Here is a 23,364-nt window from a genome sequence, read left to right on the forward strand (position 1 = left end):
TGGCGGCGGTTATCGCGGATTGCGTCACGCAAGACCACGCGGCGCAGCTTGCGGTAACGCTTGCGGTTAAATCGGGCCATCAGAATCACCCTCCTCACAATATTCAAAGGCCCGCCCAAGAGCGGCTGACTCCATACCGTCGAGATCAGATGGTGCCTTTTCGGCTCGCTCCGAGGCCTCCTCATAAAGCTGGTCCAGAAGCTCCCGCCATTCGTCAGAACCGTTCGTGGCGCGAAGCTCGGCCTCTCGCTCTCCGACGATCACATCCAGGTTGTCCGCCAGGGCCATGAAGAAGCCTTCGCTCGCTTTGGCCTTCTCGAGCTCACGCTCGGCTTTGTCGGCCCGCGCCCCCTCTCCCTCCAGCTGATCGCGCAGGGAGCCAAGCTGCTCACGCAGCGAACCCACGTCATCGAGCAGCGGCTTCAGCAATCGGGCCCGCAGCCGGCGCGGGTCCGATCTCGCCAGGATTTGCCTGGCCGCTTCGCTCGGATTCACCCGGCCATCGGCATGAAGTGTCACCTTGCCGTTCTTCACCCACCGGGAAACCGTCTGCCGGCTCACGCCGAAGATCCGCGCCAGCTCCGCCGGCAGCACACGAACCCGGGTATCGCCAGCCGGCAAAAGTGACAGGGGCTCGGCGGTCTGATCTCTATCGTCTTGTTCTGGCGTTGATGTCACGGTGTCAATCTCTCCGTCACGTGTTCACTATGCTTCAGGGCTAAAACCTGGCGAAATTCCGCGCCGCCGTCGACCCGCCTGCTGGCGAAGTCGGGAAGGACCCGCGGCGGGATCGAGGCTTGCGGGTAAATGCGGGTAAAAGCGGGGTGGTTTCACTCTCTTTACTTAATTTGTCACTGACACTTTTCTCACGTAGGGATAAATAACCCCAAATTACCCGCATTACCCCGCAACCCATCATGCGGACCTCACCAACCAGCGAGCCACCTTCTGGTGGCTGTCGCCCTCGATGCGCAGCAGCTGCAGGCCGTCGACGATCCTGTCCCGGTGTCGACGCAGCCAGCCACCCAGGCGACGACCGCTGATACGCTCGGCACAAACCACCTCGACGGCGTCATGCAGATCGGGGTAAGCATGACGCCCAGTGCCGTCGAACTCCTGAGCGGACCGGATGATCTCGGCCACGGTTACCCCGTGCTCACCGAACGCGGCCCGGATATTGGTGAGCAGGTTGCGGGCTGACTCGAGGTCGGGATCGTCGTCACGCAGGCGCTCGGCAGGGCCGAGAGGGTCGGGGAGTCCCAGCCAGCAAAGCGGGCGGCGGACCATGCGGTCCCACTCCGAAAAGCCGGCGTATGCCTGTAGGTCATCAATAGCGGGCTCACCTGCCGCACGGTAGGCCATGGGCAGCGTGAGGGCCGCACGCAGCAGCTCCCCGCGGTTGTCTGCCGCCCATGCCAGGAGGTCACGGGGGAAGCGTCGACGCTCAGGGCGCTCGACGCCAGCATCCAGCCGGATCAGCACGGTACGGCGGCGCAGGTCACCTATCACCGCCAGGTTGTTCCCGGTGGCGGCAATCAAAGCCTGAGTGGGTATCGAGAGCATCGAGGAACCACCCAGCGGGCGCAGTCTCACGGTCGGCTGAGTGGCCACCTGGCACAGCAGATCCCCATCGAGGGGGCGCTCGACGTTATCCAGGGCGATGAGCGGGTCACCGGCCAGCAGCGCAGCCGCGAGTCGCTTCTCGGCTTCGGACGGGTCTCTCCCAAGGCTTAGCACCGCAGGCCGGCGCCCCTGAGCAATCACCGATGCCAGGTCGACCGAATAGGATTTCCCGGTACCGGGCGTTGGCGCCGTGACCGCATAGATGGGGGCGGAAGGAATCGAGCGACGAATCACGGCGGTGATGATCATCGAGATCAAGCCCGCTTCGTCGCTGTCGGTTACGAACGGGAACGAACCCACCGCATCCCTGAGAATCTCTGCAGCCTCGAGGGCCTCCTCCCTGCTCGGTTGGTCGGCTGGCGGCCTCCACGCGCTGGGTTCATCCGCCACAAAGATTCCGGACTGCGAGTCATACCCTGCACGCAATAGCCGGAAGTCTGGTGACAACGTGGGGGATTCGGTGACGCCATTGAGGCGCGGCACGCGTGGCCAATGCCCACGGGCGAGAATGCCCTCGGCTATGCGGCGCGGACAGTCGATGACCTTCCAATCATTCGACCGTGCGTCGTAGCGACGGTGAATCGCTGCCCGGGTAGCGAGTTCCGCCACATGAGCAGCATCCACCATATGAATCTGCGGCGAGCCTTCCGGCCGGTGAATTGCTCCGCTCTGCTTGCCATCCGTGCGATGTATGCGCACCAGTCGACCACCCCACACATAGAGCAGCCCGAGAGCCCGCACAGCATCGAGGGTTTCCTCGATGACCGTCGGCAGGTCTCCGGCCTCGTGCATAATCATCGGGCGATCGTCGTGCGTGGATGGCCCACCGGTATCATTCACGGCCCGAACCGTCATGCACCACCCTCGCTCAGGAGAGCATTGAGGCGGTCACCAGTTACCCGGCGTTCCGTTTGCAGTACGGCAGCCAGGCGACGCATAGCCGGGCGACGCTTCTTGATCGTCTCGAGGGTCATCAACAGCAGCTGAGCACCTAGCTCGGTGGTGTCGGCCTTGCTGCTCACCGCTGCCGACTCCACCATAGCGAGCGCTATCTCGATCTCCTCGGCACAGGCGACGGAAGGCACACCTATCTCGGTTATCTCGGCCATGAGGCCGGCCAGCGTGACCATGGCTCGCTGCAGGTGTGCGTCCAGGGAGACATGAGGACCGATCTCCCAATGCTCGCCGGCGTTCGTGAACCCGGCCCATTCACCATTGCGGCGAAAGATACGCACGGACCGGACGGACTCGCCAATCTCGACATAGGCAACAGCATGGCCAGCCTCATGCATTGCGGCTTGCCGTCTGGTGCCGAACAGGGCCCGCTCACCAAACGTCCGCGCAATATCGCCGGCCCTGAACAATGCACGGCGCTCCATTAACTCCCGCGTCTTGTCATCCATCCCGATGCGGCGCAAGGTGTCGAGGGGAGCCCCCTTGATCGACTCACGCGGGGGCATTCGTGTGCTCCATCGTGCGGCTGTTGATGAAGTGCTCCACGTCCGCACGGCGGTACCGGACACGGCCGCCGACTTTCACGAACGGCAGGTTATAGCGACCGGTGGAACGCCAGACCATGAGCGTGCCGGTCGACACGCCCAGGATCTCGGCCACCTCGTCAGGAGGAAGGAGGGTTAAGGGGTCCTTTTCGGAAAAGGACTTGGTGGTATCGTCGGAAGGCATTTCCTAACCTCACGTTTGTTCAATCAACGTGGGTTAGGCTGTCACAAGGAATCAACGTAGTGCTGATATTGCCATTTTTACGTAACCATGCGTAAAAGTGGCAATTTGCTAGAGGTTCTTCCCGCGGCGACTCGTACCCCTATTTACTTGGGATATGTAGCCATCGCGCACGTCCTCGGCGAGGATAATGCTTGTGAGTGCTGCGGCGATTTTGTTGTGTCCTGGCGGTGAGCGAGTATCGTCTGGATCGCGGTCATGGCATGGCCGGGGTCTAAACTGTGCCGGCACGTCGGGAGCATAGCCATCGCGCTCCAGCTGCGCCAGGTGATCACCGATGAATCTCACCTGCTCGCTCATGCGCCTCGCTACGAATGGCTTTAACCGAGAAGACCCGTTGTCGGGCGGCATCACTTCTCCTAGATACCGGTCAAACGCGGGCAATACCTCCTCTTCACGCTCAGTGATCCAGTCGGCAGCGGCGCGGAGGTATAGCTCAAGCGGGGTGAGATAACCATTATTCGGAGGCCAGGCTCCTCTCTGAACCATTTTTGAGACTGTATTTTCATCCAGGTTATCGCCGATTCGTGCCCAGACCTCGGCGTCCTCGATAACGTAGGACGATGAAAGCCCGGATGCATCCAATAGGTCCGCAAGGGCACGCATTGCTTTCTGTATTCTACGCTCAGCCTTGATCGAGTCGGGGGAGTCCATAACTCTCGTGTGATACTCAACAAATACATCCGCACAACGATCAAAAACCCATGGAAGCCCTGCGGCTTGCAGGCGCTGCATCGCTTCTGCTCCGAGCCTTCCGAGCTCACCACCTGGATCAATCTCTCCAGCCTCAAGAGCGCGGATCGCGGCGCGGTAATCCTCGTCCTTCATTGGGCTTCCTCCTTGGGTTGATCGTGGTCACTTTCGGAAGTGTGCCGTTCGTGACCAGTGGCATCAGCCTGCCGCAGCAGCTCGTCGGTGATGCGCTGCATGGCGATGCGCAGCCGCTCGACGGAGTGCCCCATATAGCCGGCGGTCACGTCGTCGCCCTGCTTGTGATTCACCAGCCGCTTGATCGCATAGGCTGAAATATCCAGCGATTCAGCCGTGGTGATGAACGTGCGACGCAGATCGTGGGGAATGAACGGCACCCCGGATTCATCCGCGACGATGGCCGCCCATCGCCGCAGGGCCTTGAAGTGACCGCTCGGGCCGGGGAACACGAACAGGCTCCCCTCGTCCTCGTTCAGCCGGGCACGAGTCTGCAGCAGCTTCACCAGGTAATCGGAGAGAGGCAGCACCAGGGGCTCGCGGTTCTTGGTGTCCACGATCTCGAAGGTGCCGCCGGCCAGGTCAACCCGGGACCATTCGAGGCGGGCGCCCTCGTTCAACCGGAGGCCGGTGAGCAACAGGAACTTGAGCAGATCCCGGGCGACCGGGGCCCCGGCAGTCACGCGCTCGCCCTTGAGGTGGTCGACAGCCTCCCACCAGGCAGCCAGCTGGTGCGGCTTGATCCACGTCTTGCGGCGAGCCGGCTTGTGCCAGGACCGGGCAGACGACAGGCGGCCCACTGGATTCACCGGGGCGACGGGATTCCCGTCCTCGTCCGTGAACCGGTCGGCCGCATCGTTGAACACCGCCCGCAGGACCCGGGCCGCGGCGTCAGCCCCGGCCGGGGACACCTTGCCGCGCTCCCGGTGCCGCTGCTCCACCATGTCTTTCGTGATGGCCTGCAACGGCAGGGGCTCCCAATCCTTGTACGTGGCGCCGAACGCCTCGCGGTAGTTCTTGACGGTCTTGGGCTTGAGGGTGTGGGTATTGAGGTAGGTCTCGAAGGCTTCCCGGAGCGTCACCAAGCGGGCCCGCTCGGCCTCACGCTGCAACTGCTCCCGCTTCCGGCGCTCCACCGGGTCACCGCCGGACTCGATCTCGGCCAGGTACTCGATAGCACGCCGGCGGGCCTGCTCGACGGTCATCGCCGGCCAGGTGCCGAGCTTGATTCGCTTGGGTACGCCACGAACGCGGCGATAGAGGGAGAAGGTGCGGGTGCCCTTGTCGGTGACGCGGAGAATGAGGCCGGGCGTGCGGGCGTCCTTGATCTCCACTCGCTGCCCCTTCTCGGGTGGCTCAATGGACTCAATCACCGCCTTGTTCAGATTCAATCGCACCGCCTACCTCGCGTCTGGGGCTACGCTGGGGCTACACTCTGGCGTAGCTGAAAGCTAAACTAGCGTAGCCCCGATTAAGGTTAGGCTATCTGTAACCCTTTGATGCGTCAAGAATCATTATGGACTTGCGCGCCTCATTAAGTTCTACTAATATCCGTCTTGACCTGACTCAAAATCAGGTTCCTTCGGGAGTGCGAGTTCGAGTCTCGCCCTCGGCACCATCTCTAGAATGCCCCGTCAGCCCCCTTAGGGTGTCCGCCCGCGATGACCCACGAAGACTGCGGCTATTCGCGCGGAATCGACCCGCGTGATAGCGTTGCCGCATCCTCAACCAGCCGCCGAAGAACCATGCCCATCGACAACCGACCCGCCTGGGAAAAGATCCTCGACAACCACACCCGTGGTGCTGCCACGCCGGAAGAACGCGAAGAACGGCTCGCCCGTTTCGCCGCCCGCGAAGAGGCCCGCGCCGAACACTTCATGAGCCTGCTGGGCGATGTCGTCGCCGTCATCGACAGCAACCTCGGCAAGGACGCCGAAGTCGACGAATTCCTCGGCAACATCAAGACCTTCGTCCTGCAGGGCGTCAACCAGGCCAACCAGGTCGGCTTCAAGGCCCAGCGCGCACCGAAGTCGGAGTAAGTCGCAATACAAGTAGGTAGGAGGCCAGCCCTCTGGCCGAGGACGGTCCATCCGGCATGGGGGTTATCGCCGAGGGGGCTCGGCTCCTGCCGATACCGGCCGTGCCCGCCTCGCGTCTTCCGACTTGTAACTTGCGACTTCCCTCACCAGATCAGGTCGTCCGGCACCTCGTAGCCGGCGTAGGGGTCGTCCGCGTCGAGTTCCGACTCGGCGGCCGGGCGGGCCATGACGCGGCTGGCGTCGCGGGCGCGGATCTTCTCGGCCACCTCGGCCGACACCAGTTCGTAGGCCTCCCCGTCGCGCACGATGTCCAGCTGGCCGCGGGCGAGCTGGGCGCGCTGGGCAGGGGTGACCGGCAGTGACTTCAGCATCCTGCCGTCGGTGAAGTGATAGGCGTCGCCGGCTCCCTCCCGCGGCAGGCGGTTCTGCGCGATGAGCTGGCGCACCTGGGCGGCCAGGGCCTTCTGCTCGGCCGCCGCCTTGCGCTCCAGGTTGAGCTGGCGGTCGCGTTCGGCCTTCTCGGCGGCCGCCTGGCGGGCAGCCAGCGCGGCCGCGTCGGCCTGCGCCGCGGGCGAGGCCTGCTGGCCCTTCTTGCCGCCCTTGCCCGCCCGCTTCTCGTGCTTGACCTTCTTCGCCTGCTTCTCGCTGGCCACGCCCGCCTTGAGGAGCTGGTCCATCAATGAGTTCGCCATGAACGCCTTCCGTCCGTACCGATCTTTGTGGGTGTCGATGGCACGCAGTCTACCGCAGAACGGGCCCGCCCTGCCCTTTGGCGGCCAAACCCGGTACAATCGCGCCCCTTTTACGCGCTCTCGCGCCTCGTCATCTGGAAGTCCTCTTGATCTCCACCGCAAACATCACCATGCAGTTCGGCGCCAGGCCGCTGTTCGAAAACGTCTCCATCAAGTTCGGCACCGGCAACCGCTACGGCCTGATCGGCGCCAACGGCTGCGGCAAGTCCACCTTCATGAAGATCCTGGGCGGCGACCTCGAGCCCAGCGCCGGCCAGGTCATGCTGGAGCCCAACGCGCGCCTGGGCAAGCTGCGCCAGGACCAGTTCGCCTTCGAGGACATGAAGGTGCTGGACGTGGTGATCATGGGACACACCGAGCTGTGGGCCGCCAAGGCCGAGCGCGACCGCCTGTATTCCCTGCCGGAGATGAGCCAGGAGGACGGCCTGGCCGCCGCCGAGGTGGAGATGCTGTTCGCCGAGATGGACGGCTACACCGCCGAGTCCCGCGCCGGCGATCTGCTGCTCGGTCTGGGCATCCCGCTCGAACAGCACGACGGCCCCATGAGCGCCGTCGCCCCGGGCTGGAAGCTGCGCGTGCTGCTCGCCCAGGCCCTGTTCTCCGATCCCGACGTGCTGCTGCTCGACGAGCCCACCAACCACCTGGACATCAACACCATCCGCTGGCTGGAAGGCGTGCTCACCGCGCGCAACAGCACCATGATCATCATCTCGCACGACCGACACTTCCTGAACAGCGTCTGCACCCACATGGCCGACCTGGACTACGGCGAGATCCGGCTGTATCCGGGCAACTACGACGACTACATGTTCGCCTCCACCCAGGCGCGCGAACGCCTGCAGGCCGACAACGCCAAGAAGAAGGCGCAGATCGCCGAGCTGCAGGCCTTCGTCAGCCGTTTCTCCGCCAACGCCTCCAAGGCGCGACAGGCCACTTCGCGCGCCCGCCAGATCGAGAAGATCGAACTCAACGAGATCAAGCCCTCCAGCCGCGTGAGTCCCTACATCGTCTTCGAGCAGCACAAGAAGCTGCACCGCCAGGCGGTCACCGTGAAGGAACTCACCAAGGCCTATGCCGGCGAGAAGCCGCTGTTCGAGGACTTCGGCATGCAGGTCGAGGCCGGCGAACGCATCGCCATCATCGGCCCCAACGGCATCGGCAAGACCACCCTGCTGCGCTGCCTGGCCGGCGACCTCGCGCCCGACGCCGGCGAGATCAAGTGGACGGATGCCGCCGAACTCGGCTACTTCGCCCAGGACCACGCCCGCGACTTCGCCGAGGACACCAACCTCTACGACTGGATGGCGCAGTGGACCAAGGGCGGCGAACAGGCCATACGCAGCGCGCTCGGCCGCATGCTGTTCTCCAACGACGACATCCAGAAGTCCGTCAAGGTCATCTCCGGCGGCGAACAGGGCCGCATGCTCTTCGGCAAGCTCACTCTGCAGCGCCCGAACGTACTGCTCATGGACGAACCCACCAATCACCTCGACATGGAATCCATCGAGGCGCTGAACCTCGCCCTGGAGAACTACCCCGGCACGCTGATCTTCGTCAGCCACGACCGCGAGTTCGTCTCCTCGCTGGCCACCCGCATCCTCGACATGGAGGCCGATGGCATCACCGACTTCAGCGGCAACTACGAGGATTATCTGCGCTCGAAAGGGCTGCACTGAGGCGGCGCACAGGGTGGGTCACCCCCGCCATCACGCCCCCGCCACCATCTCCAGCGTATTCCCGTCCGGGTCGCGGCAGAACAGCGCGGCGCGGCCGGAGCGGCTGCGGGTGTAGGGCCAGCCGGCAGCCTCCAGGCGGGTGACGATGGCCTCGAGGTCGCGCACCCGCAGCGCCGTGTGGCGGTCGCGGCCGCCGTGCGGGGGGCGCTCGGCCGGGTCGGGGTTGGGGCATTCGAGCAGGTGGATCTGCTGGTCACCGATCACGAGCCAGGCGCCGGGAAAGCCGAGGTCCGGGCGGTCGTCGGCCACGGGCATGCCCAGCAGGTCGTGGTAGAAGGCCAGCGCGCGGGCGGTGTCCGCCACCAGGACGCTGGCGTGATGGATGCCGAGATAGGCCGGTTCGCTCATTTAAACCCTCGCTTTTCATGGTCTTGTCGGCCCGCGCAGGCGCGATGAATCGGTTATACTACCGCGCCTTGTGAGCCATGACAGCGCGCAGGCAGCTGATGAACCCCGATCTCGACAGACTCCAGCCCTACCCCTTCCAGAAACTGGCCGCCCTCAAGCAGGGCACGCAGCCCCCGGCCGCGCTGGAGCACATCGCCCTGTCCATCGGCGAGCCCAAGCACCCGACGCCCAGCCTGATCAGCGAGGCCCTGCTGGAACACCTGCACGGGCTGGCGAGCTATCCCGTGACGAAGGGCAGCGACGCCCTGCGCGAGGCCATCGCCGGCTGGCTCACCCGCCGCTTCGACCTGCCGGCCGCGAGCATCGACCCGGCCCGCCACGTGCTGCCCGTGAATGGCACCCGCGAGGCCCTGTTCGCCTTCGCCCAGGCGGTGGTGGACCGCTCCCGCGACGCCCTGGTGCTCATGCCCAACCCCTTCTACCAGATCTACGAGGGCGCGGCCCTGCTGGCCGGCGCCACGCCCTGGTTCCTCAACTGCAGCGCGGACAACGGCTACCGCCCCGACTTCGACGCCGTGCCGGACGCCATCTGGGACCGCTGCCAGCTGCTGTACCTCTGCTCGCCCGGCAACCCCACCGGCGCGGTGCTCGACGAGGCCACGCTCGCCGGCCTGATCGAACGGGCCGAACGCCACGACTTCCTCATCGCCTCCGACGAGTGCTATTCCGAGCTCTATCCGGACGAGTCCGCCCCGCCGGCGGGCCTGCTGGGCGCCGCCGCCCGCGCGGGCGTTACGGACTACCGCCGCTGCGTGGTCTTCCACAGCCTGTCCAAGCGCTCCAACGCGCCGGGCCTGCGCTCGGGCTTCGTCGCCGGCGATGCCGCCGTGCTCGAACAGTTCCACCAGTACCGCACCTACCACGGCTGTGCCATGCCCCCGCCCACCCAGGCCGCGAGCATCGCCGCCTGGAACGACGAGGCCCACGTGCGCGCCAACCGCGAGCTCTACCGCCAGAAGTTCGCCGCGATGCTCGAGGTCCTCTCGCCGGTACTCGAGGTGAGCGCGCCGGATGCCGGCTTCTACCTCTGGCCGCGCACGCCCATCGCCGACACCGACTTCGCCCGCGGCCTCTATGACCGCCACAACGTCACCGTGCTGCCGGGCTCGTTCCTCTCGCGCGAGGCGCACGGCAGCAACCCGGGCGCGAACCACGTGCGCATGGCCCTGGTGGCGCCGCTGGACGAATGCCACGAGGCGGCCGCGCGCATCCGCGACTACATCGAATCCCTGTAATCCATTTTTGAAATCCACTGCAGCAACGGAGCAAGACTCATGAGCGATATCCAGACCACCATCGAAGAGGCCTTCGAGCGCCGCGCCGAGATCACCCCGCGCAACGTCGAGACCCACGTGAAGGACGCCGTGCTCGAGGCCATCGAACTGCTGGACTCCGGCAAGGCCCGCGTCGCCGAGAAGAAGGGCGGCAACTGGGTGGTGAACGAGTGGCTGAAGAAGGCCGTGCTGCTCTACTTCCGCATCGAGGACAACGAGTTCATCAAGGGCGGCTTCACCAACTACTACGACAAGGTGCCCTCCAAGTACGCCGACATGAGCTCGCGCGAATTCCGTGAAGGCGGCGCCCGCGTCGTGCCGCCCGCCACCGCGCGCAAGGGCTCCTACATCGCCTCCGGCACCGTGCTCATGCCCTCCTACGTCAACATCGGCGCCTACGTCGACTCCGGCACCATGGTCGACACCTGGGCCACCGTCGGCTCCTGCGCCCAGATCGGCAAGAACGTGCACCTCTCCGGCGGTGTCGGCATCGGCGGCGTGCTCGAGCCCCTGCAGGCCGCGCCCACCATCATCGAGGACAACTGCTTCATCGGCGCCCGCTCCGAGATCGTCGAGGGCGTCATCGTCGAGGAAGGCTCGGTCATCTCCATGGGCGTGTACATCGGCCAGTCCACCAAGATCTACGACCGCGAGACCGGCGAGATCCACTACGGTCGCGTCCCGGCCGGCTCGGTGGTCGTCTCCGGCAACCTGCCCTCCAAGGACGGCAAGTACAGCCTCTACTGCGCCGTCATCGTCAAGAAGGTCGACGAAAAGACCCGCGGCAAGGTCGGCATCAACGAACTGCTGCGCGATATCTGAGAGAGGCGTAAGGCGTGAGGGGTGAGGCGAGAGCCCCCTCACGCCCCACACCGTGAAATAGCCGCATCGTAACTTCGTAGGAGCGCCGCAAGGCGCGAACTGGAATGGCACCATCTCCAACCATGGCCATCGCGCCTTGCGACGCTCCTACATCTTTTTGAATTGAAACCCGTGACTGTCTTATTCGGCATTAAAAACTGCGATACTGTGAAGAAGGCCTGCAAGTGGCTGGACGCGCACGGTGTCGACTACCGCTTTCATGACTTTCGCGCCGACGGGCTCGACGAGGCCCTTCTGCTCGGCTGGGTGAGCGAGCTCGGCTGGGAGACACTGGTGAACCGGCGCGGTACCACCTGGCGCCAGCTGCCGGCCGGGGCGCGCGAGTCCATCGACGAGGCCGCCGCCATCGCACTCATGCTCGAACACCCCGCGCTCATCAAGCGCCCGGTGCTGGACCTCGGCGAGCGCCGCGTGGTCGGCTTCTCGGACCAGACCTACGCCGACCTGTTTGCGTGATACGCTAATCCCATTCATCAATCATCAAGCCACCCATGACCGCCACCCTCGACCTCGCCATCGACCTCATCCGCCGCCCCTCCGTCACGCCGAAGGACGAAGGCTGCCAGGACGTGCTGATCCAGCGCCTGGAAGGCCTCGGCTTCAGGGCCGAGAAGCTGCGCTTCGGGGACGTGGACAACCTCTGGCTGCGCCGGGGCGACAGCGGGCCGCTGTTCTGCTTCGCCGGCCACACCGACGTGGTCCCGCCCGGCCCGCTGGAGAAGTGGGACAGCCCGCCCTTCGCCCCCGAGGTCCGCGACGGCATGCTCTACGGGCGCGGCGCGGCCGACATGAAGGGCAGCATCGCCGCCATGACCACCGCGGTGGAACGCTTCGTCGCCGCGCACCCCGGGCACACCGGCTCCATCGCCTTCCTCATCACCAGCGACGAGGAAGGCCCCTCGATCAACGGCACGGTGAAGGTGGTCGAGGTGCTGGAGGCGCGCAACGAGAAGATCGACTGGTGCCTGGTGGGCGAGCCCTCCAGCACCACGAAGGTCGGCGATGTGATCAAGAACGGCCGGCGCGGCTCGCTCTCGGGCACCCTCACCGTCTACGGCCGCCAGGGCCACGTGGCCTACCCGCATCTGGCGGAAAACCCCATTCACCGGCTCGCCCCGGCACTGGCCGAGCTGGCCGCGCAGGAATGGGACCAGGGCAACGAATTCTTCCCGCCCACCACCTTCCAGGTCTCCAACCTCAATGCCGGCACCGGCGCCAACAACGTCATCCCGGGCGAGGCCGTGGCGCTCTTCAATTTCCGCTTCAGCACCGAGACCACCGAGGCCGAACTCAAGCAGCGCGTGCACGACATCCTGGACAGGCACGGCCTGCGCTACGACCTGGAATGGACCCTCTCCGGTCATCCCTTCCTCACCCCCGAAGGCGAACTGGTAGAGGCCGCCGTCGCCGCCATCCGCGAGCAGACCGGCACCGACACCGAGCTCTCCACCGCCGGCGGCACCTCCGACGGCCGCTTCATCGCCCCCACCGGCGCCCAGGTCCTGGAGCTCGGGCCCTTGAACGCCACCATCCACCAGCGCAATGAACACGTGCGGGTGGAAGACCTGGATACCCTGAGCGCGATCTACGAGGGGATACTGGAGCGGTTGCTGCCGGGCTGAGCGGACAGCGTGGCTTGCCCCGGAGGGCACAAAGAAAGACCCTGCGCCTGATCGTCATTCCTGCGTAGGCAGGAATCCCGAAGGGCGGGCTGAGATGCATCGGGAGACTGCATGCCCCCTGCATCCCGTGTCTCAGGAACGGGGATCACGTATTGCCAGACCGGCAATAGGGGCCGGCAATCGGCGCCGGCAGTCGGCGAATGCTCAGTCCTGCCAGTCGCGATACGGGTGCCTGACCAGGCAGACGTTGTAATAACGCGGGTCGTGCGAGACCTCGTCGCCCAGCCAGTCGGGATGTTCGAAGTCCTCGTCGGGCGAGGACAGTTCGATCTCGGCGACCACCAGCCCCTGGTTGTCACCCTCGAAGACGTCGATCTCCCAGGTATGCGCACCAAGCGGAACCTCGTAGCGGGTCTTTTCGATCAGCGGGCCGTCGGCAAGACGGTCGAGGAGTTCGTGGGCCTCGTCGAGCGGGATGGGGTATTCGTATTCGAGGCGCTCCACGCCCAGCGTGGCACTCTTGATGTTGAGATGGGCCTGCACGTCGGAGACCCGCACCCGGATGGAGACACGCCCGTCGCTGGCCAGGTAGCCCTGGCGGTAATGTACCTGATGGCTGACGCCGGACTTCCAGCCATCGTGCCGCACCAGGAACTTGCGTTCGATCTCGCGTGCCATGCCGGGAGCCGGTGAGAACGGCGGGGCTAGAAGCGCAGCAGCGCGGAACCCCAGGTGAAACCGCCGCCGAAGGCCTCCATCAGCAGGGTCTCGCCCTTCTTCACGCGCCCGTCGCGTACGGCGGCATCCAGCGCCAGCGGCACGGAGGCCGCCGAGGTATTGCCGTGATCGCCTACCGTGACGACGACATGGTCCATGGACATCTTCAGCTTGCGTGCCGTGGCGGCGATGATGCGGATGTTCGCCTGGTGCGGGATCAGCCAGTCGATATCGGACTTGTCCATGTCGTTGGCCGCCAGCGTCTCGTCGACGATCCGCCCGAGGGTGTTCACGGCGATCTTGAAGACCTCGTTGCCCTTCATGTGGATGTAGGCCTCGCTCTGTAGCAGCTTGTCGTAGCCGGTGCTGACGCCATAGGGCACGGTCAGCAGGCTCTCGTAGCTGCCATCGGCATGCAGGTGGGTGGAGAGTATGCCCGGCTCCTCGCTGGCCTCGAGCACCACGGCCCCGGCCCCGTCGCCGAACAGCACGCAGGTGGTGCGGTCGTTCCAGTCGAGGATGCGCGAGAGTGTCTCGGCACCGACCACCAGGGCACAGCGCGCGGCGCCGGTGCGGATGAACTTGTCGGCCACGCTCAGGGCGTAGACGAAACCGGTGCAGACGGCCTGCACGTCGAAGGCGGCACAGCCGTGGATGTCCAGGCGCTGCTGCAGCAGGCAGGCCGTGCTGGGAAAGACGCGGTCGGGCGTGGTGGTGGCGACGATGACGAGATCGACGTCCTCGGGGCGACGCCCGGCCATCTCCAGGGCGCGGCGCGCGGCCTGTTCGGCCAGATCGCAGGTGGTCTCGCCGTCCACGGCAATGTGGCGCTTGCGGATACCGGTACGCTCCTGAATCCATTCGTCCGAGGTGTCGACCATCTTTTCCAGATCCTGGTTGGTCAACACCTTTTCCGGCAGAAAGCTGCCCGTTCCCGTTATGCGTGCGTACATCACTCGGTATGTCTTTCCGTCAAAAGGGTTTCGAGTTTCTTGTCGATCTGCTGTGGCACGTTCTTCTCCGCCTCCATGCGGGCGATCTTGATGGCATTCTCGAACGAAAACACGTCGGCGCCACCATGGCTCTTGATCACGATGCCCTGCAGCCCCAGCAGGCTGGCGCCATTATAACGGCGCGGATCGAAGCGCTGGCGGAACGAGTTCAGCACCGGCAGGGCGAACAGTGCGGCGATGCGGGTGAAGAGGTTCTTCTTGAAGCCGGACTTCAGATGCTGCGAGACCATCTTCGCCACGCCTTCGCTGGTCTTCAGCGAGATATTGCCGACGAAACCATCGCAGACTACCACGTCCACATCGCTGAGGTAGATATCATCCCCCTCCACGAAGCCGATGTAGTTGAGTTCGCTCGCCTCCAGCAGGCGTCCTGCCTCCTTCACCACGTCGTTGCCCTTGATGGCCTCCTGGCCCACGTTGAGCAGGCCGATGCGCGGCGCCGGATTGCTGTCTACCGCGCTGGTGAGCACCGAGCCCATGACGGCGAACTGGTAGAGGTGTTCGGCCGTGCAATCGACGTTCGCACCCAGGTCGAGCATGTGGGTGTGTCCGTGCATGGACGGGATGGAGGTGGCGATCGCCGGGCGGTCGATACCCGGCAGGGTCTTGAGCACGTAGCGCGCCGTGGCCATCAGCGCGCCGGTGTTGCCGGCGCTGACGCAGGCATCCGCCTCGCCTGCCTTGACCAGGTTGATGGCCACGCGCATCGAGGAGTCCTTCTTGTTGCGCAGGGCCTGGGCCGGCGGCTCGCCCATCTCCACCACCTGAGATGCATGATGGATGCGCAGGCGATCGGCCGGGGCCGCCTTCTCGGCATCGAGACGGGCACGCAGTGCCGTCTCGTCGCCGACGAGGATCAGCGCGAGATCGTCGTGGTGCCCAAGGGCATTCAGGGCGGCGGGCACGACCACGTCGGGGCCGAAATCACCACCCATTGCATCCAGGGCCACTGTGTATACGGAAGGCATGAACTGATCCGATCACCACAAAAAGAAAATCGCGGGATGAGAATCCCGCGATATTTCAACTTGCCACATGGAGCTGTCGACGAAAGCGCGGGCGCTTATTCTTCGTCGTCGAGCTCCACCGCGTTCTTGATCACCTGGCGGCCGCGATAGAAGCCATCCGGAGTGATGTGATGGCGCAGATGCGTCTCACCCGTGGTCGGGTCGATGGAAAGCGCCGGGGCGCTCAGCGCATCGTGGGAACGGCGCATGCCGCGGCGGGAACGAGTCTTGCGTCGTTGTTGTACAGCCATGACTAAACTCCAGCTTCAGGTCTTTAATTCGGTTTCAGCGTTTTCAACACGGCGAACGGGTTGTCCTTTTCTTCAACCGGCTCGCCGACACTCTCGGGGTCGAATTCCCGAAGGTCTCGACCCACGCAGTCCTGCAACTCCTGGTGCATGGGTGCCAGCGGCATCTCCAGCAGCAGCTCGTCCTCGATCAGGTCGGCGAGCATCAAAGACTCGTCCTCGACCAGCAGCGGATCGTAGTGCGCCTGCACCATCTCCGCCTCGGCATCGGTCTCGACCACCGCGACGGTGAATTCCTCGCTCACCGGATACGGCATGGGCTGCATGCAGCGCTGACACTGGAGCGTGAGGACCGTCTCCAGCTGCCCGTGGATGAGCGCAATCCCCTGCATGTCGCGGCCGAACTCGAGCCGTACCCGCACCTCGCCTGCATCGGATGACAGCGCCGGGACCAGGCGCACGAGCCGGGACAGGGCAAGCCGCCCTTCCAGACGGCGGCCGGTGTCGGCCAGACGGAACGGGTTCACCCGCTCAGGTATCCGTTCAGACATAAGCCGGCAATTTTACTGGGATATTCGGCGCCGTGTCAAAGAAAAAAGCGCCCAGAAAACCGGGGCTTGCGCTTGATCCGTCGCCCCCGCTCCCGGATACTGGGTGACCGAGCCCGTTTGCCAGCTTCCGGCGACGGGAGGACCTGCACAATGATAAGAAAAATCCTCATCGCAAACCGGGGCGAGATCGCCGTTCGCATCATCCGCGCCTGCGCCGAACTGGGCATCACCTCGGTCGCGGTGTACACGGATGCGGACCGGCATGGCCTGCACGTGAAAAAGGCCGACGAGGCCTATTATATCGGCCCGGACACCCTGGCCGGCTATCTCAACGTGCACCGCATGGTCAACCTGGCCCGCGCCGCCGGCTGCGACGCCATCCACCCGGGCTACGGCTTCCTCTCGGAGAACCCCCAGCTGGCCGAGCGCTGCGCCCTGCACGGCATCCGCTTCATCGGCCCCTCGGCCGAGGTGATCCGCCGCATGGGCGACAAGGTCGCCGCCCGCCAGGCCATGATCGAGGCCGGCGTGCCGGTGGTGCCCGGCAGCGAGGGCAACCTGCATGACGTGGACGAGGCCCTGGCCCTGGCCGGGGAGATCGGCTATCCGGTCATGCTCAAGGCCACCACGGGCGGCGGCGGGCGCGGTATCCGGCGCTGCGACTCGGCCGAGGAGCTGCGGCGCAACTACGACCGCGTGCTGTCCGAGGCGACCAAGGCCTTCGGCAACGCCCAGGTGTTCCTGGAAAAGGCCGTGGTCAACCCGCGCCACATCGAGGCCCAGATCCTGGCCGACAGCCACGGCAACGTGGTACACCTGTTCGAGCGCGACTGCTCCATCCAGCGCCGCCATCAGAAACTGCTCGAGATCGCCCCCTCCCCCCAGCTGACCGACGATCAGCGGGCCTTCGTCGGCGAGATGGCGGTACGGGCGGCGACCGCCGTGGGCTACGAGAACGCGGGCACCGTCGAGTTCCTGATGGATCACGACGGCAGCTTCTACTTCATGGAGATGAACACCCGCCTGCAGGTCGAGCACCCGGTGACCGAGATGATCACCGGCATCGACATCGTGCAGGAACAGATCCGGGTGGCGGCCGGGGAACCCCTGACCTATAGCCAGGAGCAGATCCAGCGCCGCGGCTTTGCCATGGAGTTCCGCATCAACGCCGAAGACCCGAAGAACGACTTCCTGCCGAGCTTCGGGCGCATCACGCGCTATTTCGCGCCGGGCGGGCCCGGCGTGCGCACCGACGGGGCCATCTACACCGGTTACCACATCCCGCCGCATTACGACTCGATGTGCGCCAAGCTCATCGTCTGGGCGCTGGACTGGGAATCCCTGCTGCGCCGCTCGGAGCGCGCGCTCAAGGACATCGGGGTGTTCGGGGTGAAGACCACCATCCCCTATCACCTGGCCATCCTCCACGCCGAGGACTTCCGCAAGGCCTCCTTCGATACGAGCTTCGTGGAGCAGCACCCCGAGCTCGTCCAATACTCCACGAGACGGCCGACGCGAGAGATCGCCGCGGTCATCGCCGCCGCCCTGGCGGCCCATCACGGACTGTAAGCAGGAGCAGACATGTCGACAGCGAAGACGTCGCCATCCAAGGTCGAGATCACCGAAACCATCCTGCGCGACGCACACCAGTGCCTGATCGCCACGCGCATGCGCACCGAGGACATGCTGCCCATTTGCGAGGAGCTCGACCAGGTCGGCTTCTGGTCGCTGGAGGCCTGGGGTGGCGCCACCTTCGACGCCTGCATCCGCTTCCTCAAGGAAGACCCATGGGAACGCCTGCGCAGGCTGCGCGAGGCCCTGCCCAACACCCGGCTGCAGATGCTGTTGCGGGGCCAGAACCTGCTCGGTTACCGCCACTACGCCGACGACGTGGTGCGCGCCTTCGTCGCCCGTGCCGCGGCCAACGGCATCGACGTGTTCCGCATCTTCGACGCCATGAACGACGTGCGCAACCTGCGCGTCTCCATCGAGGCGGTGAAGGCCGCCGGCAAGCACGCCCAGGGCGCCCTCTCCTACACCGTGAGTCCCGTACACGACGTCGAACAGTACGTGGCCATGGCCCGCGAGCTGGTGGCGCTGGGCTGCGACAGCATCGTCATCAAGGACATGGCGGGCCTGCTCACGCCGGCCGCCACCACCGAGCTGGTCAGCGGCCTGGTGGACGCCATCGACGTGCCGCTGCAGCTGCATACCCACGCCACCGCCGGCCAGGCCGAGATCTGCCAGTACAAGGCCATCGAGGCCGGCTGCGCGCGCATCGACACCGCGATCTCCGCCTTTGCCGGCGGCGCCAGCCATGCACCGACCGAGAGCATGGTCGCGGCACTCAGGGACACGCCCTACGACAGCGGGCTCGACCTCAACCGCCTGCAGCGCATCAGCCACTACTTCCGCGAGGTGCGCAAGAAGTACCACCAGTTCGAGAGCGAGTTCACCGGCGTGGACACCCGCGTACTCATCAACCAGGTACCCGGCGGCATGATCTCCAACATGATCAACCAGCTGCGCAGCCAGGGCGCGCTGGAACGGCTGGACGAGGTCATGGAGGAGATACCGCGCGTGCGCGAGGACCTGGGCTACCCGCCCCTGGTGACGCCCACCTCGCAGATCGTCGGCACCCAGGCGGTGATGAACGTACTCACCGGCGAGCGCTACAAGACCATCACCAACGAGGTGAAGCTCTACCTGCAGGGCCGCTACGGCAGGGCACCGGGCAAGATCAACGAGGTGGTCCGCCAGAAGGCCATCGGCAACGCCGACGTGATCGACTGCCGGCCGGCGGACCTGCTGGAACCCGAGATGGAGGCGCTGCAGGAGTCCTGCGGCGCGCTCGCAAAGAGCGAGGAGGACGTGCTCACCTGCGCCATGTTCCCGGAGATCGGACGCGAATACCTGGAGCAACGCGAGGCCGGGAACCTGGTACCCGAGCCGCTGGAACCGCGCAAGGCCGAAGGCGGCGAGAGCGCGCCCACGACTGCCGCCCCGGTGGAATTCAACGCCACCCTGCACGGCGAGACCTACCACATCAAGGTGACCGGTACCGGCCACCGGCGCGAGGCCATGCGCCCCTATTACGTCACCGTGGACGGCATCCCCGAGGAGATCAACCTGGAGATCCTCGACGAACTCATCGCCGCGTCGGACAATGCCGCCGCCCCGGCCCGTAGCGGTGGCAGCCAGCAGAGCCAGCGGCCGCGTGCCACCCGGCCCGGCCACGTGACCACCTCCATGCCGGGCGTGGTGGTGGATGTACTGGTGGCCGAGGGCGACGAGGTCAAGGCCGGCGACGGCCTGCTGGTGCTCGAGGCCATGAAGATGGAGACGGAGATCCAGGCGCCGGTCAGCGGCACGGTCAAGGCCATCCACGTCGCCAAGGGCGAGAACGTCAATCCCGACGAGACCCTGATCGAGATCGAATGAGCGCCCCGCCCCGCCTGATCCTCGGCTCGACCTCGCCGTTTCGCCGCGAGCTGCTGGCACGCCTGCACCTGCCCTTCGAGACCGCCGCGCCGGACATCGACGAGACCCGGCTGCCGGACGAGCCACCCCCGGCCTACGTGCAGCGCCTGGCCCGGCTCAAGGCCGAGGCCGTGGCGGCGCAGACCACGGGGGAGGCGCTGATCATCGGCTCCGACCAGTGCGCCGTGCTCGGCGAGACCATCCTCGGCAAGCCGCACACCCACGAAAGGGCCGTGGCGCAACTGCGTGCCTGCGCCGGCCGGGTCGTCACCTTTCATACCGGCCTGTGCCTGCTCGACACGCGCACCGCCCGGACCGAGGTCGACGACATCCGGTTCGAAGTCGGCTTCCGCCGGCTCTCGGACGCGGAGATCGACAACTACCTGCGCCTCGAACAGCCCTACAACTGCGCCGGCAGCTTCAAGTCCGAGGCACTGGGCGTGGCACTCTTCGACCACCTGCGCGGCGACGACCCCTCCGCCCTGGTCGGCCTGCCGCTCATCCGCCTGCTCGCGATGCTGCGCGCGGCCGGCGTCAATCCCCTGCTGCCGGACCCACCGGCGGCCTGACGCAAAAGGCCCGGGATTGCCGGGCCTTTTGCGTTGTCCGATGTGTTGTTGCCAACCTAGCGCAGGGTCGGCTCCGTGACGGCCTCCACCGCCCCCTTCGCCACCGAGGCGCCGAGGTTGGTGAGGAAGCGGTCGAACACGCTCTTGCGCGGCGTGAAGTCGACGATATTGGACTCGCCGATCACCTCGCGCGCCACGTAGCCCGCACTGCCCAGCTCGTCCACCAGCCCCAGCGCCAGCGCCTGGTCGCCGGTCCAGACCAGGCCCGAGAAGATCGCCGGGTCATCGGCCAGGCGATCGCCGCGTCCACGCTTCACGGTGTCGATGAACTGCTGGTGGATGGCATCCAGCAGGTCCTGCATATGCGCCTTCTCCGTCTCGCCCTCCGGCAGGAAGGGGTCCAGCAGCCCCTTGTGCTCGCCGGCGGTCATCAGCCGGCGTTCGATACCCAGCCGGTCGATGGCATCGACGAAGCCGAAGCCGTCGAAACGCACGCCGATGGAGCCCACCACGCTCGCCTTGTCGGCATAGATGCGATCGGCGGCCGCGGCCACGTAGTAGCCGCCGGAGGCGCAGATGTCCATCACCACGGCATACAGCGGGATGTCCGGGTACTCGCTGCGCAGGCGCTCGATCTCGTCGTTGATGTAACCGGACTGCACGGGGCTGCCGCCGGGGCTGTTGATGCGCAGGATCACGCCCACGGTGTTCCTGTCCTCGAAGGCCGCGCGCAGACCGGTGACGATGCGATCCGCCGAGGCATCGGAATCGGCGGAGATCACACCCGAGAGGTCCACCAGCGCGGTGTGCTTGCCGACGCGGCCCTGGCTCGCCATGTTCAGCAGGTACGGGCCAAGCAGGCTCACGGTCATCAGGGTGATGACCAGGAAGAACATGACGATGCGCCAGCGGCGCGCCAGCTTCTGCTCGCGCAGCCCTTCCAGGGCGAGCTGGGTGATCACCTGGCGCTCCCAGTTGTCGGGGGCGTTGCCGCTGCGCGGCTCCGGATTCTGCTCGGTCATGCGATGTCCTTGTGTGGGTGATTCATCAGGCGGCGGAACGGGCCTTGCGGCCCAGCCAGGCCGGGAGTTCGGCGATATCGTCGATATGCCCCGCACTGGCATGTTCCAGCAGACGCTCCAGCGCGTGCACGCCGTAGCTCACGGCCAGGCCGTGCGTGCGGGCGTTGGCAGCCATGAGCATGTCGTATTCGGTGTCGCCGATCATGAGCGTGCGGGCCGGTGGCGTGTCCAGGTCGACCATGATCTCCTCGAGCATGGCCGGGTGGGGTTTGGAGAAGGTCTCGTCGGCACAGCGCGTGGCGTGGAAGAACGGCGACAGCCCCTCGGCCTCCAGCACCCGGTCGAGCCCGCGGCGGGCCTTGCCCGTGGCCACGGCCAGCAGGTAGCCGGCCTCCGTCAGGGCCTCCAGCACCGCCCGCGCGCCGGGAAAGAGCTGGCTCGGCGTATCGTCCTCGAACAGGAAGTGGCGGCGGTAGGCCTCGCTGAAGGCCTGGATGAAGGCCGCGTCGGCATCGGCGTAGGGCGCGCGGATGGCCTCGGCGAGACCGAGGCCGATGATGTTGCTGAGCTGCGCCTCGTCACGCGGTTCGGCGCCGATGTCGTCGATGGACTTCGAAAGGCAGCGCACGATGCGCGCCTGGGAATCCATCAGCGTCCCGTCCCAGTCGAAGACCAGCAGATCGTATGGCTTGTTCATGTCTCCAGCTCGTCCAGCACCTGCTGCAACTCGGGCGGCAGCCGTGTCGTGATGTCGTAGTTACCACCGGTCTCCGGCAGGCGAAAGCGCAGGTGCGCTGCATGCAGGAACAGGCGCTTGAGCCCGTGCCGCTTCAGTTCCCGGTTGCACTCGAAGTCGCCGTACTTGTCGTCGCCGGCCAGCGGATGCCCCAGGTGCGCGGCATGCACGCGGATCTGGTGGGTGCGACCGGTATCGATGCGTACGTCCATCAGGGTGAACCGTGCCAGCCGGGTCACCGGCGTGAAGTGGCTGACCGAATCCTTGCCCTCTTCATCGATCGCCACCAGGCGTTCCTGGCCGCGACGCCCCGTGCGGGCCAGCGCCTCGTCCACCCGGCGCGTCCCGCCCTGCCAGCGCCCGGTCACCAGGGCCAGGTAGTGTTTCTCCACCCCCCCCTCGCGCAGCTGCCAATGAAAGGCGTTGAGTGCCGGGCGGGTCTTGGCGATCACCAGGCAGCCGCTGGTGTCGCGGTCCAGGCGATGACCGAGCTCCAGAAAGGGCTGGTTGGGGCGCGCCTCCCGCAGGGCCTCGATGAGACCGAAGGCGAGGCCGCTGCCACCGTGGACGGCCAGCCCCGCCGGCTTGTCGACCACCAGCAGTGCGTCGTCCTCGTAGACAATGGCCGCCTCGATCCGTTCACGCACCGCCGGCGGCACCGACGGGCGCTCGCCGGGTGCCGCCTGGTACACGGGCGGCAGACGTACCTCGTCGCCGGCCTCCACGCGGTAGTCCGCCCTGGCGCGCTTGCGGTTCACCCGCACCTCGCCCTTGCGGAGCATCTTGTACACGCGGCTGCGGGGAACGCCCTTGAGGTGGCGGGCAAGAAAGTTGTCGAGTCGCTGGCCGGCGTCCTGCTGTCCGACCTCGACATGGCGGACGCCCTGCCGCGCCCGTTCAGGGGTTGCGGTCATGGCCGAATAATAACAGTTCAATCAATCATTTGCAGGGACTTTGGAAGCTTGATATAGTGCTCCGAGCGCGCGACTCCGTAACGCCCCTGGCGGGTCGCAGGCCGCGCGCCCCGTAACCACCGGTTTCCCGGTCACCGCCCCGCCCTGCGGGACGATGGCCAGCCAAGCAAAAGGTTTCGCTCCAAGCACTCCATGCGAATGAGCGGTTTCATGAACACGCACGCTCCCACCTTCGATTCGCGGTCCGCCGCGGGCGTCTTGCTCCCGTGGCTGTGCCTTTGCGCGCTCTTCCTGCGCCGCAGCACATCCAACGCGTCGACAAT

General features: G+C 65.8%; 25 protein-coding genes and 1 tRNA gene. 10 read left to right on the forward strand and 16 right to left on the reverse strand.

From position 1 onward, the window contains the following. Positions 1–66: 66 nt before the first annotated feature. From HUJ28_09320 to HUJ28_09345, 6 genes are all read right to left on the reverse strand, one after another. Entirely contained in the window at positions 67–678 is a 612-nt protein-coding gene (locus HUJ28_09320; protein ID MBD3619660.1) for a hypothetical protein, read from the reverse strand. A gap of 237 nt (positions 679–915) precedes the next feature. After that, on the reverse strand, positions 916–2,421 hold the full coding sequence (locus HUJ28_09325; GenBank protein MBD3619661.1) for a hypothetical protein: 1,506 nt from the start codon (positions 2,419–2,421) through the stop codon (positions 916–918). Positions 2,422–2,474: 53 nt separating this feature from the next. Next, on the reverse strand, positions 2,475–3,083 hold the full coding sequence (locus HUJ28_09330) for a hypothetical protein (protein ID MBD3619662.1): 609 nt from the start codon (positions 3,081–3,083) through the stop codon (positions 2,475–2,477). Then, on the reverse strand, positions 3,070–3,306 hold the full coding sequence (locus HUJ28_09335) for a helix-turn-helix domain-containing protein (GenBank protein ID MBD3619663.1): 237 nt from the start codon (positions 3,304–3,306) through the stop codon (positions 3,070–3,072). The genes HUJ28_09330 and HUJ28_09335 overlap by 14 nt, the downstream gene beginning before the upstream one ends. A 108-nt stretch (positions 3,307–3,414) precedes the next feature. After that, a complete protein-coding gene (locus HUJ28_09340; GenBank protein MBD3619664.1) occupies positions 3,415–4,191 on the reverse strand; it encodes a hypothetical protein in 777 nt (258 codons plus the stop codon). Then, entirely contained in the window at positions 4,188–5,462 is a 1,275-nt protein-coding gene (locus tag HUJ28_09345; GenBank protein ID MBD3619665.1) for an integrase family protein, read from the reverse strand. Before HUJ28_09345 ends, HUJ28_09340 begins: the two co-directional genes overlap by 4 nt. 137 nt (positions 5,463–5,599) lie before the next feature. Here HUJ28_09345 and HUJ28_09350 point away from each other — a divergent pair. Further along, a tRNA-Leu gene (locus HUJ28_09350) sits at positions 5,600–5,689 on the forward strand. A 127-nt stretch (positions 5,690–5,816) separates the two neighbouring features. Continuing rightward, entirely contained in the window at positions 5,817–6,110 is a 294-nt protein-coding gene (locus HUJ28_09355; GenBank protein ID MBD3619666.1) for a hypothetical protein, read from the forward strand. 143 nt (positions 6,111–6,253) lie between these two features. Here the strand turns inward: HUJ28_09355 and HUJ28_09360 are convergent, their stop codons facing one another. Continuing rightward, positions 6,254–6,802, reverse strand: coding sequence for a DUF2058 domain-containing protein (locus HUJ28_09360; GenBank protein MBD3619667.1), 549 nt, complete (start codon positions 6,800–6,802; stop codon positions 6,254–6,256). A gap of 146 nt (positions 6,803–6,948) precedes the next feature. On the opposite strand from HUJ28_09360, the gene HUJ28_09365 reads away from it, so the two are divergent. Next, complete coding sequence (locus HUJ28_09365; protein ID MBD3619668.1) at positions 6,949–8,538, forward strand: ABC-F family ATPase; 1,590 nt, start codon at positions 6,949–6,951, stop codon at positions 8,536–8,538. A gap of 30 nt (positions 8,539–8,568) precedes the next feature. Here HUJ28_09365 and HUJ28_09370 read toward each other — a convergent pair whose 3' ends face one another. Further along, on the reverse strand, positions 8,569–8,946 hold the full coding sequence (locus HUJ28_09370) for a VOC family protein (protein ID MBD3619669.1): 378 nt from the start codon (positions 8,944–8,946) through the stop codon (positions 8,569–8,571). Between the two features lie 98 nt (positions 8,947–9,044). Between HUJ28_09370 and dapC the strand changes: the two genes are divergently transcribed. The 4 genes from dapC to dapE all read left to right on the forward strand — a co-directional run bounded on the left by dapC (position 9,045) and on the right by dapE (position 12,784). Beyond that, positions 9,045–10,241 carry a succinyldiaminopimelate transaminase gene (dapC, locus tag HUJ28_09375; protein ID MBD3619670.1) on the forward strand — a complete coding sequence of 399 codons (1,197 nt, stop codon included), beginning with the start codon at positions 9,045–9,047 and terminating at the stop codon, positions 10,239–10,241. Between the two features lie 39 nt (positions 10,242–10,280). Further along, positions 10,281–11,102, forward strand: a complete 822-nt coding sequence (gene dapD, locus HUJ28_09380) for a 2,3,4,5-tetrahydropyridine-2,6-dicarboxylate N-succinyltransferase (protein ID MBD3619671.1) — start codon at positions 10,281–10,283, stop codon at positions 11,100–11,102. 171 nt (positions 11,103–11,273) lie between these two features. Then, positions 11,274–11,618, forward strand: a complete 345-nt coding sequence (locus HUJ28_09385) for an ArsC family reductase (protein ID MBD3619672.1) — start codon at positions 11,274–11,276, stop codon at positions 11,616–11,618. Between the two features lie 35 nt (positions 11,619–11,653). Continuing rightward, complete coding sequence (dapE, locus tag HUJ28_09390; GenBank protein MBD3619673.1) at positions 11,654–12,784, forward strand: succinyl-diaminopimelate desuccinylase; 1,131 nt, start codon at positions 11,654–11,656, stop codon at positions 12,782–12,784. 204 nt (positions 12,785–12,988) lie between these two features. On the opposite strand, the gene HUJ28_09395 is transcribed toward dapE, so the two are convergent. The 5 genes from HUJ28_09395 to HUJ28_09415 all read right to left on the reverse strand — a co-directional run bounded on the left by HUJ28_09395 (position 12,989) and on the right by HUJ28_09415 (position 16,296). Further along, positions 12,989–13,462 (reverse strand): CYTH domain-containing protein, encoded by a 474-nt coding sequence (locus tag HUJ28_09395; GenBank protein MBD3619674.1) that lies wholly within the window; start codon positions 13,460–13,462, stop codon positions 12,989–12,991. A 26-nt stretch (positions 13,463–13,488) separates the two neighbouring features. Continuing rightward, entirely contained in the window at positions 13,489–14,457 is a 969-nt protein-coding gene (locus tag HUJ28_09400) for a ketoacyl-ACP synthase III (protein ID MBD3619675.1), read from the reverse strand. Further along, positions 14,454–15,482 (reverse strand): phosphate acyltransferase PlsX, encoded by a 1,029-nt coding sequence (gene plsX / locus HUJ28_09405; protein MBD3619676.1) that lies wholly within the window; start codon positions 15,480–15,482, stop codon positions 14,454–14,456. Before plsX ends, HUJ28_09400 begins: the two co-directional genes overlap by 4 nt. Positions 15,483–15,577: 95 nt before the next feature. Continuing rightward, positions 15,578–15,772, reverse strand: coding sequence for a 50S ribosomal protein L32 (gene rpmF, locus HUJ28_09410; GenBank protein MBD3619677.1), 195 nt, complete (start codon positions 15,770–15,772; stop codon positions 15,578–15,580). A 23-nt stretch (positions 15,773–15,795) separates the two neighbouring features. After that, the gene (locus HUJ28_09415) at positions 15,796–16,296 is read right to left on the reverse strand and encodes a DUF177 domain-containing protein (protein MBD3619678.1); all 501 of its coding nucleotides are present in this window, start codon (positions 16,294–16,296) and stop codon (positions 15,796–15,798) included. 174 nt (positions 16,297–16,470) lie between these two features. On the opposite strand from HUJ28_09415, the gene HUJ28_09420 reads away from it, so the two are divergent. From HUJ28_09420 to maf, 3 genes are read left to right on the forward strand one after another with little or no spacing between them, the layout of a single operon-like run. After that, the gene (locus HUJ28_09420; GenBank protein MBD3619679.1) at positions 16,471–17,889 is read left to right on the forward strand and encodes an acetyl-CoA carboxylase biotin carboxylase subunit; all 1,419 of its coding nucleotides are present in this window, start codon (positions 16,471–16,473) and stop codon (positions 17,887–17,889) included. 12 nt (positions 17,890–17,901) lie between these two features. Continuing rightward, positions 17,902–19,761, forward strand: a complete 1,860-nt coding sequence (oadA, locus tag HUJ28_09425; protein ID MBD3619680.1) for a sodium-extruding oxaloacetate decarboxylase subunit alpha — start codon at positions 17,902–17,904, stop codon at positions 19,759–19,761. Further along, on the forward strand, positions 19,758–20,369 hold the full coding sequence (gene maf, locus HUJ28_09430) for a septum formation inhibitor Maf (protein MBD3619681.1): 612 nt from the start codon (positions 19,758–19,760) through the stop codon (positions 20,367–20,369). The genes oadA and maf overlap by 4 nt, the downstream gene beginning before the upstream one ends. A gap of 56 nt (positions 20,370–20,425) precedes the next feature. Here the strand turns inward: maf and HUJ28_09435 are convergent, their stop codons facing one another. Genes HUJ28_09435 through HUJ28_09445 form a run of 3 tightly spaced genes read right to left on the reverse strand, consistent with a single transcriptional unit; the run spans position 20,426 to position 23,041 of the window. Then, positions 20,426–21,391, reverse strand: coding sequence for a S49 family peptidase (locus tag HUJ28_09435; protein MBD3619682.1), 966 nt, complete (start codon positions 21,389–21,391; stop codon positions 20,426–20,428). A 25-nt stretch (positions 21,392–21,416) separates the two neighbouring features. Further along, entirely contained in the window at positions 21,417–22,088 is a 672-nt protein-coding gene (locus tag HUJ28_09440) for an HAD-IA family hydrolase (protein MBD3619683.1), read from the reverse strand. Beyond that, the gene (locus HUJ28_09445) at positions 22,085–23,041 is read right to left on the reverse strand and encodes an RluA family pseudouridine synthase (protein MBD3619684.1); all 957 of its coding nucleotides are present in this window, start codon (positions 23,039–23,041) and stop codon (positions 22,085–22,087) included. The genes HUJ28_09440 and HUJ28_09445 overlap by 4 nt, the downstream gene beginning before the upstream one ends. Positions 23,042–23,364 lie beyond the last annotated feature (323 nt).

Source organism: Chromatiales bacterium (genome assembly GCA_014762505.1).
Taxonomy (GTDB): Bacteria; Pseudomonadota; Gammaproteobacteria; order SpSt-1174; family SpSt-1174; genus SpSt-1174.

Bases quoted from the DNA above. Each gene is read 5' to 3' on its own strand.
- HUJ28_09325 (MBD3619661.1), bottom strand. From the start codon at position 2,421: ATGATTATGCACGAGGCCGGAGACCTGCCGACGGTCATCGAGGAAACC.
- HUJ28_09330 (MBD3619662.1), bottom strand. From the start codon at position 3,083: ATGCCCCCGCGTGAGTCGATCAAGGGGGCTCCCCTCGACACCTTGCGC.
- HUJ28_09335 (MBD3619663.1), bottom strand. From the start codon at position 3,306: ATGCCTTCCGACGATACCACCAAGTCCTTTTCCGAAAAGGACCCCTTA.
- HUJ28_09340 (MBD3619664.1), bottom strand. From the start codon at position 4,191: ATGAAGGACGAGGATTACCGCGCCGCGATCCGCGCTCTTGAGGCTGGA.
- HUJ28_09355 (MBD3619666.1), top strand. From the start codon at position 5,817: ATGCCCATCGACAACCGACCCGCCTGGGAAAAGATCCTCGACAACCAC.
- HUJ28_09360 (MBD3619667.1), bottom strand. From the start codon at position 6,802: ATGGCGAACTCATTGATGGACCAGCTCCTCAAGGCGGGCGTGGCCAGC.
- HUJ28_09370 (MBD3619669.1), bottom strand. From the start codon at position 8,946: ATGAGCGAACCGGCCTATCTCGGCATCCATCACGCCAGCGTCCTGGTG.
- dapC (MBD3619670.1), top strand. From the start codon at position 9,045: ATGAACCCCGATCTCGACAGACTCCAGCCCTACCCCTTCCAGAAACTG.
- dapD (MBD3619671.1), top strand. From the start codon at position 10,281: ATGAGCGATATCCAGACCACCATCGAAGAGGCCTTCGAGCGCCGCGCC.
- dapE (MBD3619673.1), top strand. From the start codon at position 11,654: ATGACCGCCACCCTCGACCTCGCCATCGACCTCATCCGCCGCCCCTCC.
- HUJ28_09395 (MBD3619674.1), bottom strand. From the start codon at position 13,462: ATGGCACGCGAGATCGAACGCAAGTTCCTGGTGCGGCACGATGGCTGG.
- plsX (MBD3619676.1), bottom strand. From the start codon at position 15,482: ATGCCTTCCGTATACACAGTGGCCCTGGATGCAATGGGTGGTGATTTC.
- rpmF (MBD3619677.1), bottom strand. From the start codon at position 15,772: ATGGCTGTACAACAACGACGCAAGACTCGTTCCCGCCGCGGCATGCGC.
- HUJ28_09420 (MBD3619679.1), top strand. From the start codon at position 16,471: ATGATAAGAAAAATCCTCATCGCAAACCGGGGCGAGATCGCCGTTCGC.
- oadA (MBD3619680.1), top strand. From the start codon at position 17,902: ATGTCGACAGCGAAGACGTCGCCATCCAAGGTCGAGATCACCGAAACC.
- maf (MBD3619681.1), top strand. From the start codon at position 19,758: ATGAGCGCCCCGCCCCGCCTGATCCTCGGCTCGACCTCGCCGTTTCGC.
- HUJ28_09435 (MBD3619682.1), bottom strand. From the start codon at position 21,391: ATGACCGAGCAGAATCCGGAGCCGCGCAGCGGCAACGCCCCCGACAAC.
- HUJ28_09440 (MBD3619683.1), bottom strand. From the start codon at position 22,088: ATGAACAAGCCATACGATCTGCTGGTCTTCGACTGGGACGGGACGCTG.
- HUJ28_09445 (MBD3619684.1), bottom strand. From the start codon at position 23,041: ATGACCGCAACCCCTGAACGGGCGCGGCAGGGCGTCCGCCATGTCGAG.